Origin of the sequence: Saccharothrix sp. AJ9571 (assembly GCF_021725495.1) — a bacterium.
Lineage (GTDB): Bacteria > Actinomycetota > Actinomycetes > Mycobacteriales > Pseudonocardiaceae > Amycolatopsis > Amycolatopsis magusensis.
Genome location: NZ_CP091382.1, coordinates 2,179,306 through 2,194,233 on the forward strand (window position 1 = coordinate 2,179,306; position 14,928 = coordinate 2,194,233).

At 71.9% G+C, this 14,928-nt stretch carries 15 protein-coding genes; 11 read left to right on the forward strand and 4 right to left on the reverse strand.

Features of this window, described 5'->3' with window-relative positions; translation table 11 throughout:
• Positions 1-12 precede the first annotated feature (12 nt).
• From L3Q67_RS09420 to L3Q67_RS09445, 6 genes are all read left to right on the forward strand, one after another.
• Positions 13-999: a TAXI family TRAP transporter solute-binding subunit gene (locus L3Q67_RS09420; RefSeq protein WP_499189156.1), complete on the forward strand. Its 987-nt coding sequence runs from the start codon at positions 13-15 to the stop codon at positions 997-999.
• A gap of 183 nt (positions 1,000-1,182) precedes the next feature.
• The gene (purD, locus tag L3Q67_RS09425; RefSeq protein ID WP_499189157.1) at positions 1,183-2,445 is read left to right on the forward strand and encodes a phosphoribosylamine--glycine ligase; all 1,263 of its coding nucleotides are present in this window, start codon (positions 1,183-1,185) and stop codon (positions 2,443-2,445) included.
• Between the two features lie 100 nt (positions 2,446-2,545).
• Positions 2,546-2,962, forward strand: a complete 417-nt coding sequence (locus tag L3Q67_RS09430) for a hypothetical protein (protein ID WP_499189158.1) — start codon at positions 2,546-2,548, stop codon at positions 2,960-2,962.
• Positions 2,946-3,530: a DUF3558 domain-containing protein gene (locus tag L3Q67_RS09435; RefSeq protein WP_499189159.1), complete on the forward strand. Its 585-nt coding sequence runs from the start codon at positions 2,946-2,948 to the stop codon at positions 3,528-3,530. Before L3Q67_RS09430 ends, L3Q67_RS09435 begins: the two co-directional genes overlap by 17 nt.
• A 10-nt stretch (positions 3,531-3,540) precedes the next feature.
• Positions 3,541-5,181, forward strand: a complete 1,641-nt coding sequence (locus L3Q67_RS09440) for a hypothetical protein (RefSeq protein WP_499189160.1) — start codon at positions 3,541-3,543, stop codon at positions 5,179-5,181.
• Between the two features lie 62 nt (positions 5,182-5,243).
• On the forward strand, positions 5,244-5,969 hold the full coding sequence (locus L3Q67_RS09445; RefSeq protein WP_499191474.1) for an ESX secretion-associated protein EspG: 726 nt from the start codon (positions 5,244-5,246) through the stop codon (positions 5,967-5,969).
• Here L3Q67_RS09445 and L3Q67_RS09450 read toward each other — a convergent pair.
• Positions 5,966-7,786 (reverse strand): serine/threonine-protein kinase, encoded by a 1,821-nt coding sequence (locus L3Q67_RS09450; protein WP_499189161.1) that lies wholly within the window; start codon positions 7,784-7,786, stop codon positions 5,966-5,968. The two genes, L3Q67_RS09445 and L3Q67_RS09450, sit on opposite strands and share 4 nt — an antisense overlap.
• Before the next feature lie 9 nt (positions 7,787-7,795).
• Entirely contained in the window at positions 7,796-9,673 is a 1,878-nt protein-coding gene (locus tag L3Q67_RS09455) for a serine/threonine-protein kinase (RefSeq protein WP_499189162.1), read from the reverse strand.
• Positions 9,674-9,825: 152 nt separating this feature from the next.
• Between L3Q67_RS09455 and L3Q67_RS09460 the strand changes: the two genes are divergently transcribed.
• Positions 9,826-10,137, forward strand: a complete 312-nt coding sequence (locus L3Q67_RS09460) for a hypothetical protein (RefSeq protein ID WP_499189163.1) — start codon at positions 9,826-9,828, stop codon at positions 10,135-10,137.
• A gap of 26 nt (positions 10,138-10,163) precedes the next feature.
• Positions 10,164-11,282 carry a transglycosylase SLT domain-containing protein gene (locus L3Q67_RS09465; protein ID WP_499191475.1) on the forward strand — a complete coding sequence of 373 codons (1,119 nt, stop codon included), beginning with the start codon at positions 10,164-10,166 and terminating at the stop codon, positions 11,280-11,282.
• A gap of 239 nt (positions 11,283-11,521) precedes the next feature.
• Here L3Q67_RS09465 and L3Q67_RS09470 read toward each other — a convergent pair whose 3' ends face one another.
• Positions 11,522-11,836, reverse strand: coding sequence for a L,D-transpeptidase (locus L3Q67_RS09470; RefSeq protein ID WP_499189164.1), 315 nt, complete (start codon positions 11,834-11,836; stop codon positions 11,522-11,524).
• Between the two features lie 409 nt (positions 11,837-12,245).
• Between L3Q67_RS09470 and L3Q67_RS09475 the strand changes: the two genes are divergently transcribed.
• The 3 genes from L3Q67_RS09475 (at position 12,246) to L3Q67_RS09485 (ending at position 14,070) form a co-directional block, all read left to right on the forward strand.
• Positions 12,246-13,421, forward strand: coding sequence for a pyridoxal phosphate-dependent aminotransferase (locus L3Q67_RS09475; RefSeq protein WP_499191476.1), 1,176 nt, complete (start codon positions 12,246-12,248; stop codon positions 13,419-13,421).
• 76 nt (positions 13,422-13,497) lie between these two features.
• On the forward strand, positions 13,498-13,671 hold the full coding sequence (locus L3Q67_RS09480) for a hypothetical protein (protein ID WP_499189165.1): 174 nt from the start codon (positions 13,498-13,500) through the stop codon (positions 13,669-13,671).
• Between the two features lie 39 nt (positions 13,672-13,710).
• Complete coding sequence (locus L3Q67_RS09485) at positions 13,711-14,070, forward strand: DoxX family protein (protein WP_499189166.1); 360 nt, start codon at positions 13,711-13,713, stop codon at positions 14,068-14,070.
• Here L3Q67_RS09485 and L3Q67_RS09490 read toward each other — a convergent pair.
• The gene (locus L3Q67_RS09490; RefSeq protein WP_499189167.1) at positions 14,067-14,876 is read right to left on the reverse strand and encodes a class I SAM-dependent methyltransferase; all 810 of its coding nucleotides are present in this window, start codon (positions 14,874-14,876) and stop codon (positions 14,067-14,069) included. The genes L3Q67_RS09485 and L3Q67_RS09490 overlap by 4 nt on opposite strands.
• Positions 14,877-14,928 lie beyond the last annotated feature (52 nt).

The window sequence follows — 14,928 nt, forward strand, 5'->3', positions numbered from 1 at the left end:
GAAGAGAGAGTCATGCGTTCGAAGCTTTTGCTGGCAGGCGCGCTGGCCGTCGTGCTCTCGGCGACCGCGTGCGGGGGCAAGCAGACCTCGGAACCCGCGCAGGGGCAGGGCGGTCAGGTCGCCTGCGAGGCGGCCGACGGCCGGATCACCATCGCCACCGGCAACGTCGGCGGCGTCTACTACGTGGTGGGCGGCGGGATCGCGCAGCTGCTCAGCAACAACTCCAAGCTCAAGGCCACCGCCGCGGAGACCGGCGCCTCGGTGCAGAACATCCAGCAGCTCACCGGCCGCGAGTACGACCTGGCCTTCACCCTGGCCGACACCGCGGCGGACGCGGTCAACGGCAAGGGCGCCTTCGACGGCAAACCGCAGAAGATCCAGGCGCTCTCGCGGATCTACCCGAACTCGACGCAGGTGGTGGTGCGCGCGGACGCGGGCATCAACTCGGTCGAGGACATGCGCGGCAAGCGGATCTCCACCGGCTCGCCGAAGTCGGGCACCGAGGTGATCGCGAACCGGCTGCTCACCGCGGCCGGGCTGAACCCGGACGCCGACATCCAGGCTCAGCGGCTGGCGCTGGGCAAGTCGGTCGAGGGCATGAAGGGTGGCACGATCGACGGGCTGGTGTGGTCCGGCGGGCTGCCGACGCCCGAGATCACCGACCTGACCACCTCGATGGGCACGGGCGTGAAGTTCATCGACATCACCCCGCTGCTGCCGAAGCTGCAGCAGATCAACCCGGTGTACGAAGCGGGGACCATCCCGGCGGCCACCTACCAGCTGCCCGCGGACGTGCCGACCATCGTGGTGCCGAACCTGCTGGTCGTCCGCGACGACTTCCCCACCGGGGACGCCTGCGCGGTGACCAAGCTGATCTTCGACCGGAAGGCGGAGCTGGAGCAGGTGCACCCGGCGGCGAAGCAGATCGTCAAGGAGCACGCCGGCCACACCGACCCGGTCCCGCTGCACGCCGGCGCGAAGCAGGCCCTGGGCAGCTGACCCGAATGCTATGAGTGGGGCATTACTAGCGCCTTCCCGTCGCCCACCACCACCCTCAACGGAGCTGCGCACAGTTCTGTTCAACGCTAGTAATGCCCCATTCACAGCGTTGAACGCTAGTAATGCCCCACTCCTGGCAATCCCGGCGGTGACCCGGGTACGCCTCACGTCTACCCTGGTCCCGTGCGTGTCCTGGTAATCGGGTCCGGTGCCCGTGAGCATGCCCTTGTCCTGGCCGTGTCGCACGATCCGGCGGTGACCGCGATCGCCTGCGCGCCCGGCAACGCGGGCATCGCCGCGCTGGCCGAGCCGCTCGCCGTCGACGTCTCCGACGCCGCCGCGGTCGCCGAGCTGGCCATCCGCTGGAAGGCGGACCTGGTGGTGATCGGCCCCGAGGTCCCGCTGGTGGCCGGGGCCGCCGACGCGGTCCGCCGGGCCGGCGTCCCGTGCTTCGGCCCGTCCGCCGCCGCCGCCCGGATCGAGGGCTCGAAGGCCTTCGCCAAGGACGTGATGAAGACCGCCGGGGTGCCGACCGCGCACAGCGAGGTCGTGGACAACCCCGCGCACCTCGACGCCGCGCTCGGCCGCTTCGGCCCGACCTGGGTGGTCAAGGACGACGGCCTCGCCGCGGGCAAGGGTGTGGTGGTCACCAGCGACTTCGACCGCGCCCGCGCCCACGCGATGACCCTGCTCGACGGCGGCCACCCGGTGCTGCTGGAGTCCTTCCTGGACGGCCCGGAACTGTCGCTGTTCTGCCTGGTCGACGGCCGGACCGTGGTGCCGCTGCTGCCCGCGCAGGACTTCAAGCGCGTCGGCGACGGCGACGCGGGCCCGAACACCGGCGGCATGGGCGCCTACGCCCCGCTGCCCTGGGCCCCGCCCGGCCTGGTCGACGAGATCGTGCGCGACGCGGTGCAGCCGGTGGTCGACGAGCTGGCGAACCGGGACACCCCGTTCTCCGGCCTGCTCTACGCCGGGCTCGCGCTGACCTCGGCCGGTCCGCAGGTGATCGAGTTCAACTGCCGCTTCGGCGACCCGGAGACCCAGGCGGTGCTGGCCCTGCTGCACACCCCGCTGGGCGGGCTGCTGCACGCGGTGGCCACCGGCGAGCTGGCCGAGCACCCGCCGCTGGACTGGGAGCCGGGCGCCGCGGTCACCGTGGTGATCGCCGCCGACGGCTACCCCGGCGTGCCGCGCTCCGGTGACGTGATCACCGGCTCCGAGGCCGACGGCGTGCTGCACGGCGGCACCCGCCGCCGCGACGACGGTGCCGTGGTCGCGCACGGCGGCCGCGTGCTGTCGGTGGTCGGCATCGGCACCGACCTCGCCGCCGCGCGCGACGAGGTCTACGCCAAGGTCGGGAAGGTCCACCTGCCCGGTTCGCACCACCGGACCGACATCGCGCTGCGCGCGGTCCACGGCGAGATCGCGGTTCCGGCGGGCTGAGGGGGAACCGCCACCGGGTTCTCCGCGTCCAAGAGCGGTCCGCCGTTGTCCGTGCGTTGGTAGCCTGCCAGCACAGGCGAGGAGTAGGTGGGGTGCGCAGATGTCAGAGAACCAGCCGTCGGTGACCGGGGCGGTCTACCGGCAATCCTCGTCGGGTCTGCCCGCGGCCGTGCCGTCGGTGCCCGGGGTGAAGGACCTCCAGGTCCAGCCCGGCCAGGTGGACGCGGTGGCCAAGGTCATCCACGACCAGGCCGAGCAGCTCGAGCAGCGGCTCGCGCAGCGCCTGGGCCAGCTGTGGATCGATCCGCCGTCGGAAGACATCGTGAGCAGGCACGCCGTGGAGGCGTGGAACGAGGTCGTGGTCGCGGGCGAGGGTTCGTACGAGAAGCAGGTCCGCGCCTACGTGTCCGGTCTGCGCACGCTGGCCGACCAGCTCCGGACCGCTTCGCAGACCTACCAGGGCAACGAGGAAGCGACCGTGGGCGCCCTCGAGGACCGGCGTGTCCACCCGGCTTAGGCCTGTCGTGTTCCTGGCCGCCGGGTTGGTGGCGGGCTGCGGGTCCGCGCCCGAACCGGCGCCCGTGCCTCCGCCGTCCGCGGCCGCGGTGGCGGGTTTGCCCGCGCGCCCGGCGGAACTGCGGCTGGACGGGGTCGACCCGTGCAAGCTGTTCACCGAGCAGCAACTGGACGAACTGAAGATCACCGAGCAGCCGGAGCCGCTGCCCGCGGACAACCAGCGCGAAGGGCCGACCTGCTCGCTGCCGGTGGCCCAGGGCGAGCCGCACTACACCTACTACGTCGAGGCGATCACCCAGGCCGATGTCGAGGCCTGGCGTTCCGGTGACCGGCGCAAGAGCAGCAAGAACACCGAGCCGATCGCGGTCGGGGACTATCCGGCGCTGGCCCACCACGGCCGCGGCAGCTCACCGAGCGACTGCGAGACGCTGGTCGGCGTGGCCGCCGGGCAGACGCTGCGGGTGCAGCTCTACCCGGTCACCCGTGACGCGTTCGACCAGCGGCAACTGTGCGAAATGTCCGCCAACGCCGCGACGCTGGCGGTTCGGACCTTGGGATCCAGGGGTTAGGGGAGAGATCGTGGACATTGCGGCGATGGTGGAGCGGATCCGCGGCCACCGATTCGACGGGTACACCCCCAACGGCATCGCGGACGAGATCGACAAGTTCCGCTCGGGCGCCGGGGTCGGCGCCATCGGCGAGGCGGTCGACGCGATGAAGGCCGTGGCCACCGAGCTGGCCGAGACCGACAAGACGCTGCGCGAGGAGCTGGCGAAGCTGGGCGTGGCCTGGACCAGCGGCGCCGGCGGCCGGGCCAGCGCGGTGCTGGTCGAGCAGGCCGGGTTCTCCAGCGACGCCGGGGACAAGGTCACCCAGTCCGCCGAACTGATCTTCGCCCAGGGCGAGGCGTTCACCCGCACCCTGCACAAGCTGCCGGAGTCGAGCGCGATCCGCGCCGGTTCGGGCGGGTACTCGGTCGGCGACGGGCTGATGAGCCTGATCGGCTACGAGACCGACCACGCGAAGGCGGTCAAGGCCTCCCGCGAGGCGAAGGAGCAGGCCGTCGGCGTGCTCAACGACTACGCCAAGGCCAGCGGCGACAACCTGTCCTGGACCGAGGCGCTGAACGCGCCCGAGGCGCTCAACCTGGCCGGGGCGCCGGGCGGGCCCAGCCCGCTGGACATCGGCACCCAGGCCGCCAACGTGCACGCCGGTGGCTCGCCGATCGACGACTGCCCGCCCACGAGCGGCGGCAAGGGCTCGATGCCGACCACGAAGTCCGGCGCCGGTTCCTTCGACCCGCCCACCCCGCCGATGGGCATTCCCGCGCAGTCACAGGGCGGCAGCCGCCCCGGTGTGTCCATTCCGGACTCTTCGACCGCGCCGAGCGGGGCGACCCCGCCCGCGGCCGCGCCCCCGGCGGCCGCTCCGCCGGTGTCCGGTGGCCCGGTCGTGCCCGCCCGCCCACCGCAGCACGGCACGCCGAACCACCCCAGCCCCACGCACCCCGGCGTCCCCGGTGCTCCGGGGGTGCCGCACACGCCCGGCGGGATCGGCCAGACCCCGCCCGGCGGGCAGAGCGGCGGCAAGCCGTTCCCCGGCGGCATCGGCACGCCCGTCTCGCCGGGCGCCCCCGGTGCGCCGGGGTCGACCGGTGGGTACGCGGGCAAGCTCGGCGGCCTCGCCGGTGGTGGTGGCGGTGCGGACAACCTGGTCGGCGGCAAGGGTGGTGCGCCGGGCGGTGGCACGGCGGACGGTCCGCTGGGCAAGGGCAAGGTCTTCGGTTCCGGCCCGCAGGCACCCACTCCGCAGTCGGTCGGCGGCGGGTTCACCGCGGTGCCGAAGCCGGGCGGGGTCGGTGACTTCGCCTCCGGCGCGGCGGCGCTCGGCGCCGGTGCGGTCGGCGGGGCGATGGCCGGTGACGGCGACCGGCGTGGTCGCGGGGTCGGCCGCGGTGGTTCCGCCGGTGCGTTCCCGCGGGCGAACCAGGTGCCGATGGGCGACCTCCCGGAGGAGGAGTCACGGGCGCTGCGCCGGTCCGGCCAGGGCGGCGAGACCGACAAGCGCCGCGGCTTCCTGGAGCAGGCGGCCACCCAGGACGGCGAGCACGACGCCGAGCACGTGCGCAAGTTCGGCATCGACGACAAGGATCTGTTCACCGACCAGCGGATGGTGGCGCCCGACGTGATCGGCCGCGACGATGCCGGCGACGCGCGCTGAGGAGCAACGAAGACGTGGGTTCGCCCAACGGCAGCCTGGTGCTGTCCGCGCTGGAATTCGACATGCTCTGGGAGGCGCAGGGCCTGCCCGATCGGCATGTCGCGCTCGACGTCCCGACGCCGGGCCACACCCACGCCGAACGGGCCGCGCTGGTCGAGCGCGCCTGGCGCACGCTCGCCGGGCGCGGCCTGGCCAGAGGGCGCCGCGCTGACGGCGCGGTGCTCGACATGCTCAACCTGCTCGCCCGTCCCAAGGTCAGCATCGACGTCTGGGTGTGGGCGGAACGGGAGATCCACGGGCTCGCGGTGAGCGTGGGCAGCGAGGCGCTGCTCGGCGTGGTCGACGGCGACGAGGTGTGGCTCATCCCGACCAGGGACAGCGCGCTGGCCGAGGCCGCGGTCTCGGTGCTCGGCGAGGTGCAACCGGGGGTGGGCCGTTCGGTGAGCCTGCCGCACGAGGTGCTCGTCGAGGCCGACGCCGACGCCCGCGGTGACGCGAAAGCGCTGGTCACCGCGTTGGAGGACCGCGGTGTGCCGTTGTGGCAGTGCCAGGAACTGGCGGGCATGCTGATCGGCACGGTCGCCCGCGGCCAGTTCGGCGTGGAGCGGCAGAGCCGGGACGGGCAGGTGCACCGGGCGTCCCGGGTGGTCGCCTTCCACGACACGGACGCCGGTCGCTACCTGTTCCAGCTGACCCGCAACACCGACAACCGGAACTGGGCCACCGTCGCCCCGGCCGACAACACCCTGCTCGCGCAGCGCGTCTGGGAACTGCTCGAAGAGGTCTAGACCTTCGGCAGCTTGGGGAGCACGCTCTTGGCCGCGTCCTCGGCTTTCGCGCAGGCGTTGCCACCGGTCGACGAGTAGTAGGTCAGCCGGACGTTCTCGCCCTCTTTGCCGTCCGACTGGCCGTGCACCCAGGTCAGCGCGCACGACAGCGAGCCGGAGCCCGAGGTTTCCTTGCGGCGGGCGGGAGTTCCGGCGAGGTCGAGCTCCTCGCCCTCGGTTTCCGGGTAACCCCTGTCGAGGACGACGGTGAGCGTGTCCCGCGCGGCCCACTCGCACCGGCGCAACGCCTTCGACGCCGGTTTCACCGCGGCGCCGAGGAGTTGTTGCGCGGTCGCGTCGTCGACCACCGAGCACGGGTCCACGGTGAGCAGGCTGCCCGGCACCGCCGGCCGGTCCACCACCGGGCTGCGGAGTTGTTCGAGTGCCTCGCGCAGCGCTTCCTCGGCGACCGCGCACGGGTCGCCGTCGCTGTTCTCGTTGTAGATCATCACGCTGGACCCGGGACGCGACGGCAGCCGGACCATCGCTTCGCAGCCCGCGCTGATGTCCGACAGCAGCACGCCGTGGCCGTCGATCACCGTCGGCGAGGTGCGGATGCCGGTGGTGGACAGCTCGTCGCCGAGCACCAGGTCGAACCGCACGTCCCCGGTGCCGGTGTACTTGCAGCGGTAGGTGTAGGAGTTGCTGTCGTCCGGGGTGTACTCGCTGTCGAGCACCTTGCAGGGATCCGCGCGCAGCAGGCGTTCCGGGGTCAGGGCGTCCTCAATGGACATCGCGGCCGGTGGGTCCCGCCGGTCCTTGTCGTCCTTCGCCAGGCGGTAGACGGTCACCGAACCGGCCACCAGCAGCACGGCGAGCACCGACGCGGCGGTCACCCAGATCCACCGCCGCGACTTCTTCGGCTTCGCGGGCGGGCGCCACGGCGGCAACGGCAGGGACAGCACGGCGCGTACCTCGGCGTCCTGCTGCCTGATTCGCGCGTGCACAGCTTCGGGCCAGGGCGCGGTGCCGGGCGCGACGTGGCCGAGGAAGTCGAGCAGCTGCGCCGGGGTCGGGCGGTGCGCGGGGTTCTTCGCCAGGCACGGCTCGGCGATCCGGCGCACCTCCGGCGGCACGCCGCTCAGGTCCGGCTGCGTGTGCACCACGTTGTAGAGGGTCTGCGCGGTGGTCGTGCCGGTGAACGGGCCGCGCCCGGTCGCCGCCATCACCAGCAGCGCACCGAGCGAGAACACGTCGCTGGCCGGGGTGAGCGGCGCGGTCCCGGCCTGCTCGGGTGACATGAACGCGGGCGAGCCGATGATCGCGCCGGTGCCGGTCAGCTCGTGCCCGTCCCCGGCGGCCCGCGCGATGCCGAAGTCGATCACGCGCGGACCGTCGTCGGTGAGCAAGACGTTGCTGGGCTTGAGGTCCCGGTGGATCAGCCCGGCGCGGTGGATGTCCAGCAGTGCCGCGGCGAGGCCGGTGGCCAGCTGCCGGACGGCCGCCACGGGCAGCGGTCCGGCCGCGTCCACCGCCTCCCGCAACGACGGCCCGGTGACGAAAACCGAGGCGAGCCAAGGGGTTTCGGCTTCCGGGTCGGCGTCCATCACGGCCGCGGTGTACGCGCCGGACACCATGCGCGAGGTGGCCACCTCGCGGCGGAACCGCTCGCGGAAACCGGGATCGTGCGCGAACTGGGCGTGCACCTGCTTGACCGCGACCAGCCTGCCGTCCGGCGCGACGCCGAGCAGCACCCGGCCCATGCCGCCCGCGCCGAGTGCGGCGACCAGGCGGTAGTGACCGAGCTGACGGGGTTCGTCCGGGGAAAGCGGCTGCACGGCGCGACTCTACGGTTTCGGCAACTTCGGCAGGATCAGCTTGGCGAAGTTGAGCGACGGCCCGCAGACCTCCTCGGGCGCGGGCCGGCTCCCGGTGATGCTGTGGTGCATCTGGACCACCTCGGCGCTGCGGTCGTCGATGGGGCGGTGCAGCCAGGTCAGCGTGCAGCTCGCAGCGGCGCCGTCCCGGTACTTCTTGGTCAGGTACACCGGGATGCCGTCGACGTCCACGGTGCCGGTGACGTCGTAGTAGCTGTCCTTCGACTGCGACGGCGGGTAGTTGGTGAGCAGCTCGACGTCCAGGAAGCCGGAGACCTCCCAGCGGCAGCCGTGCAGCGCCTTCGGCTCGACCTTGAGCACCGGCCCGAGCACGGGCTGGGCTTCGGCCGGGGAGGCGAGCGCGCAGACGTCGACCGGGATGATCGTGCCCGGCGGCTGCTCGTGCTGGGGCGGGTCCGTCCGCAGGCGCTGGACGGCCTCGGTGAGCATGGCCTTGGCGACCTCGCACGGCTGGTCCAGCTTCGCGCTGGCGCTGGTCGACGCCTTGATCACCACGTCGCTGCGGCCGTGGACCGGCACCGCCACTTCGCACGACTTGCCGTCCTTGACCGTCAGCGGCAGCCCGGCCAGCTCACCGGACGGCACGCCCTGGAGCGGCGGGGTGTCGCCGAGGCCGAGGTCCACCCAGTCGCCGTTGGGCCCGGTGTAGGTGCAGGTCCACAGGTGCACGTCGATCTCGGGTTCGAGCACGCCGACGCCGGGGACGGACCGGCCGTCGAGCACCTGGCACGGGTCCACCGTCCGCAGCTTGTCGGCGCCGAGCGGATCGGGGTCGGGCGTCCTGGTGGTGGGAGGCGCGGGCTGGGCCGCGGCGGCCGGTGGGGCGGGCGGCGGGTCCGCCGAGGTCAGCTCGACCACGAGAATGGACCCCGCGACCAGCGCGACCACCCCGGCCGCCGCCCCCGCGATCACCAGGCCACGGCGTGATTTCCGGGGCTTGGGCGGGTTCAGCGCCGCCTGCACGGCGACGCGCTGCTGTTCGATCAGGTGCGGCACGACCGGCGGCCACGGCCCGGCGACCGGCGCGATCGGGCCCAGCTGTTCGAGGATCCACCCGGGACCGGGCCGCTGCGCGGGGTCCTTGGCCAGGCACGGCTCGGCGATCCGGCGGAGCTCGGGTGGCAGGGCCCGCAGGTCGGGCTGGTTGTGCACGACGTTGTAGAGCGTGTGCGGGGTGGACGTGCCGGTGAACGGGCTCTGCCCGGTGGCCGCCATCGCGAGCAGCGCGCCGAGTGAGAAGACGTCGCTGGCCGGTGTGAGCGGGCGGCCCTCGGCCTGCTCGGGCGACATGAAGCCGGGCGAGCCGATGATCGAGCCGGTGTGCGTGAGTTCGGAGCCGCCCTCGACCGCGCGGGCGATGCCGAAGTCGATCACGCGCGGCCCGTCCACGGCGAGGATCACGTTGCTGGGCTTGAGGTCCCGGTGCACCAGCCCGGCGCGGTGGATCTCGGTCAGCGCCAGCGCCAGCCCCGCGGCCAGGTACCGCAGTGAGCCGGGCGGGAGCGGCCCACCGGCGGCCACGGCCTCGGTCAGCGACGGCCCCGGCACGAACACCGACGCCAGCCAGGGGGTGGGCGCGTCCGGATCGGCGTCCATCACCGCCGCGGTGTAGGCGCCGGAGACCATGCGCGAGGTGGCGACCTCCCGGCGGAAGCGCTCGCGGAACCCGGGATCGTGCGCAAAGCCGGGGTGGACCTGCTTGAGGGCCACCAGCCGCCCGTCCGGCGCGACGCCGAGCAGCACCCGGCCCATGCCGCCTTCCCCGAGCGCGGCCAGCAACCGGTAGCGCCCGACCTGACGCGGGTCTCCCGGATTCAACGGCTTCACGGCACCCTCCCCGGGTGGAGATGCTACAAACACCTCAGCGGGGGAAACCACGCACGCGGGGCGGCGGAAGTTCTAGGGTGGTCGAGGGAACCGCCGCCGTGACTTCTTCGTCTGATCGGCGGACGTTGGCTGGGTGAAGGGGATGACCGGACGTGCCTGTGTACGACTCGGAGTCGATGGGGATCGCGGCGCGGCGGGTGGCCAAGCTGCGCGACGAGTTCGACAAGTCCAAGGGCAAGGTCCTGCCGGTCGAAGGGGAGCACAACCCCTTCGGCGACATGGGCGGCTCGGAGGACGTCAAGGGAGCACTGGGCGGTTTCCAGACCGGGGTGCACTCGGAGTTCGAAGCGGGCGGCAAGCTGATGACCTCGCTCAGCGACGCACTGCTGCGAGCCGCGGGCTTGATCGCGGAGAACGACCAGGCCTCCGGCGAGGCCATTGCCCGGCAGCAACGCCAGGCGTGACATTTCTTCTGGCGTGAAGGGGCGGAATCGTGGCACTGGGTATGCCGGCCATCTGGCCGGAGGTGGAGAACAAGGCCAAAGAGGTCGAAAAGGTCAAACCGGCCACCATTCAGCAGGCGGCCGACGAATTCCGCGAGGCTTCCGCCGGCGCTGAGGACCACGCCGCGGAACTGAAGAACGCCGCCGCCTCCCTGCAGGACGGCAAGGTGTGGGACGGCCCGGCGGCCGACGAGTTCTTCGCCTACGTGGCGAAGGTCGGGGACGCGGGCAAGAAGTTCAAGGACAAGCTCGACGAGGTCGCGGAAAAGCTCGAGGGGCTGCAGAAGGACCTCGGCACCATCAAGCAGCAGATCGAGAGCAAGTTCAGCGACGCCAAGGGCAAGATCGAGGGCAACATCACCTCGGCGAACTCCGCCGCCGCGCTCGCGCAGCAGGCGGTCGACCGGGGTGAGAAGCCGAACCCGGGGCCCGAGCAGATCATCGCGACCGCCAAGGAAACGAACGACACCATCGCGAGCAACGCGAAAACGGACATCCAGGGCCTGCTCGACGACGCCAACGTCAAGATCGGCGAGGCGCAGAAGCTGATGAAGCAGGAGATCGAGGGCGGTTTCTCCTCGGTCACCCCGCCCGGCACTGCCAACGGCAACGGCAACTCCACCGGGGGTGGCGGCAGCAGCAGCTCCGGTGGCGGTGGCGGCTCGTCCAGCGGCGGTGGCGGCGGTGCCTCCGGCGGGGGCGGCGGCCTCGGCCCGAGCGGGGGCCCGCCCTCGAGTGGCCCGCCGCCCGGCAACGTCGAGCAGTGGATCCGGGAAGCCATCAAGATCCTGCAGGAGAACGGCATCCCGGTCACCGAAGAGAACATCGACGAGATCTGGACGATCATCGAGAAGGAGTCCGGCGGCAACCCGCACGCCCTCAACGACTGGGACTCCAACGCGGCGAAGGGCACCCCGTCCAAGGGCCTGATGCAGTGCATCGACCCGACGTTCCAGGCGCACAAGCTGCCCGGCCACGACGACATCTACAACCCGGTGGACAACATCATCGCCGGCGTCCGCTACACCTTCGACCGCTACGGCGGCTTCGAAGGCCACCCCGGCCTGAAGGCCATGGCCGGCGGCGGCGGTTACCAGGGCTACTGACCCCCAGCCAATGCTATGAATGGGGCATTACTTGCATAAGTACCGCGCGCAGCTCCGTTGAGGGTGGCGGTGGGCGACGGGAGGGCGCAAGTAATGCCCCACTCATAGCATTGCCGGCTGGCTGGCGTGAGGCCGTGAATGTGGAACTCGGCTGCCCGAGTGCGGGGTTCGGCTGCCTGAGTGTGGATTTCGGCTGCGGGAACGTGGGACTCGCCGCGGCCGAGGCCCTAGGACACGGGTCAGCGCACGACCTGGACGGCGTCTCCTACTTTCAGGGTGGAGAAGTACTTCGCCGAGGCGCCTGGCGACAGGTGGATGCAGCCGTGCGACTGCTGCGACAGGCTGCCGGCGTGGAAGGCGATGCCCGGTACGAAGAACACCGAGTTCGGCATCGGCGCGTCGAACTCCCTGCTGTGGTAGTTCTTCACCTTGTGGGACACGCTGAACGTGCCGACCGGCGTCGGGTGGCCCTTCTTGCCCGCGGTGATCGGCACCGGCCCGTAGGCCACCGCGCCGTCCCGCAGGATCCAGGTCTTCTTCGCCGACAGGTCCACGCAGGCCCCTGAGGTGATCGAGCACGGCACCCCGGCCGCGGGCTTCGGCTTCGGCTTGGGTGCGGGCTTCTTCGACGACGGCTTCGGCTTCGTGGTCGTCGGCTTCTCCGAGGTGGACGACGGCGCGGGTGCGGTGCTCGTCGTCTCCACCGGCGCCGGGGGCGGCGAAGTCGTGGTCACCACCGGCGCGACCTCACCGGCTGGCGCGGCCGCCCCGGCCGGGGCCCCCGACCCGCCCCCGGCCGAGCACGCCCCCAGCACGACGGCCGCGGCCACCCCGGTCGCCGCCAAGATCAGCTTTTCACGTTCCAACCCCCAGAAGGTCCGGTACACCCTTCTGGACGCCGAACGCGCTGTTCAGTTGCGGCCGCGGAGATCACACTTGCGCAACGCACCTACGCTCGGCCCCATGGCCACGTTCCCCGGTCCGGCCCGCCGCGCCGACGTCCCCCCGTTCCACGTGATGGATGTGCTCTCCGCCGCCCAGGCCCGCCGCCGTTCCCACGGCGACGTCGTCTCGCTCGCGGCAGGCCAGCCGACCGCGGGCGCACCGCGTCCGGTCCGCGAGGCCGCCGAGAAAGCACTGCACGACGACAACCTCGGTTACACCGTCCAGCTCGGCATCCCGGAGCTGCGCGAAGCGATCGCCGAGCACTACGACCGCCAGTACTCGCTCGAGGTCAGCGCCGACGACGTGATCGTCACGACCGGCTCCTCCGGCGGCTTCCTGCTCTCGTTCCTGTCCGCCTTCGACCCCGGCGACCGGGTCGCGATGGCCCGCCCCGGCTACCCCGCCTACCGCAACCTGCTGACCACGCTCGGCTGCGAGGTGGTCGAGTTCGGCGTGGACGCGAGCACCCGCTTCCAGCCCACCGTGGACCTCCTCGACTCGCTCGGCCCGATCAAGGGCCTGATCGTGGCCAGCCCGACCAATCCGGCGGGCACCGTGCTGCCGCCGGGTGAGCTGGCCGCCATCGCCGGCTGGTGCTCCTCCCACGGCGTGCAGCTGATCAGCGACGAGATCTACCACGGCATCACCTACGACACCGAGGCCGCGTGCGCCTGGCAGAGCTCCGGCGAGGCACTGGTGCTCGGCTCGTTCTCGAAGTACTTCGCGATGACCGGCTGGCGGCTCGGCTGGATGCTGGTGCCGCAGCGGCTGCACCGCGCGGTCGACGTGCTGACCGGCAACTTCACCATCTGCCCGCCCGCGCTGGCCCAGCGGGCCGCGGTCGCCGCCTTCCACCCGGAGTCCTACGCCGAACTGGACGGGCACGTCGCGCACTACCGCGCCAACCGCGACCTGCTGCTCGACGGCCTCCGAAGCATCGGCCTGGAGAACGCGGCCCCGGTCGACGGCGCCTTCTACGCCTACGTCGACGTCTCCGCGCACACCGACGACAGCCTGAGCTGGTGCCAGCGGCTGCTCGCCGACACCGGGCTCGCGATCACCCCCGGCATCGACTTCGACCCGGTGCACGGCGGCAAGTTCGTCCGCTTCAGCTTCGCCGGGGCGAGCGAGGACATCACCGAGGCCGTCCGGCGCCTGGGTGGCTGGCTCGGGGGAACCCCGGCTTTTCCCTGAACGTTGCCCGGATGACGAGCTGATCAGGCACCCGGCGTGGGAGTGTGGGGGCAAGTCGAGCAACGCGGAGGATGCCATGTTCTGGAAGATCGTCGGGGCGCTGATCGTCATCTGGCTGGCGTTCACCGTGCTCGGATTCGTGGTCGAGGGCCTGTTCTGGCTGGCGGTGATCGGTGGCGTGCTGTTCGTCGGTACCGCGGCCTACGGCGCCATCAAGGGCAAGAAAGACCCGAAGCGCCTGCGTCCCTGACCCTCGCGCGCGGGGCCGCCGGCGCGGCAGACTGACCGGATGACCTCCAGCGGCCTGGTGTTCTCGCCCCTGTCCGTCGTGCTGGCCGCGGTGTTCTGCGCGGCGGGCGGGTCGAAGCTCGCGGGCGCGCCCGCCATGCGGCAGTCGGCGGCGCACCTGCGGGTCACCCCGGCCAGGGACAGACTGGTCGGGGCGCTGGAACTGGCCGCGGTCGCCGGGCTGCTGATCGGCTTCTGGGTGGTGTGGCTGGGTATCGCCGCGTCGGCGGGGCTGGTGCTGCTGATGGCCGGGGCGGTCGTGGTCCACCTTCGGGTGCGTGACCAGCTCGGCCGGTACCTGCCCGCGCTGGTGCTCGGCCTGCTCGCGGCGGGCAACGTCGTACTGCTGGCCCTGTCCTAAGGCTTTCGGGCCACCGCGCACAGCATCATCCGGTGCAGGTTGTGCACCGGCAGGATGCGCGGGCCGTCCGGCCACCATTCGTGCGCGTGCACCAGGCCCGGTTCGAGGATGTCCAGGCCGTCGAGCAGGGAGGCGATCTGCTCCCGGCAGCGGGCCACCGCGCTGAGCGGGGTCCCCTGGTAGAGCTTCAGCACCTCCTTGGTGACGCGGTCCGCCTCGCTGCCGTCGCCGGCGTCGTGCATGTGCGTGAGCAGCACGTACGACCCGGGCGCCAGTGCGTCCACGTACCCGTGCAGCACCTTCTTGGCCTGGCCGAGGTCGTCGAGGTGGTGCAGCAGCGCGCAGACCACCAGCCCGACCGGCTGGTCCAGGTCGAGGTGCACGGCGAGGTCGCCGAGCGTCTCCCTGGGGTCGGTGTAGTCGCAGCCGAGGAAGTGCGTGGAGTCGTAGTTGGCCATCCGGGCGCGGCCGTGCGCCAGCACGAGCGGGTCGTTGTCCACGTAGACCACCTGCGCGCGCGGGTGGAACTGCTGCACGACCTGGTGGATGGTCGGTTCGGTGGGCAGGCCGGCGCCGAGGTCGGCGAACTGCGCGACCTCGCACCGCTCGGCCAGGAACCGCACCGCCCGCAGCATCCACTGCTGGAGTTCCCGCACCACCACCGGTGCTTCGGGTGCGACCTCGAGCACCCGCCGCATCATCGCCCGGTCCGCCTCGTAGTGATCGACACCGCCCAGCAGCGCGTCGTGGAAACGGGCCTGGCTCGGCTGCGAGTAGTCGATCGGCACCGGGCCGGGACCGGTCATGCAAGCACCTCGGAAAACTGTGACGGAAGCAACAGACGGTGCCCACTCTAGG

Bases quoted from the DNA above. Each gene is read 5' to 3' on its own strand.
- L3Q67_RS09420 (WP_499189156.1), top strand. From the start codon at position 13: ATGCGTTCGAAGCTTTTGCTGGCAGGCGCGCTGGCCGTCGTGCTCTCG.
- L3Q67_RS09430 (WP_499189158.1), top strand. From the start codon at position 2,546: ATGTCAGAGAACCAGCCGTCGGTGACCGGGGCGGTCTACCGGCAATCC.
- L3Q67_RS09445 (WP_499191474.1), top strand. From the start codon at position 5,244: ATGCTCTGGGAGGCGCAGGGCCTGCCCGATCGGCATGTCGCGCTCGAC.
- L3Q67_RS09475 (WP_499191476.1), top strand. From the start codon at position 12,246: ATGGCCACGTTCCCCGGTCCGGCCCGCCGCGCCGACGTCCCCCCGTTC.
- L3Q67_RS09480 (WP_499189165.1), top strand. From the start codon at position 13,498: ATGTTCTGGAAGATCGTCGGGGCGCTGATCGTCATCTGGCTGGCGTTC.
- L3Q67_RS09485 (WP_499189166.1), top strand. From the start codon at position 13,711: ATGACCTCCAGCGGCCTGGTGTTCTCGCCCCTGTCCGTCGTGCTGGCC.
- L3Q67_RS09490 (WP_499189167.1), bottom strand. From the start codon at position 14,876: ATGACCGGTCCCGGCCCGGTGCCGATCGACTACTCGCAGCCGAGCCAG.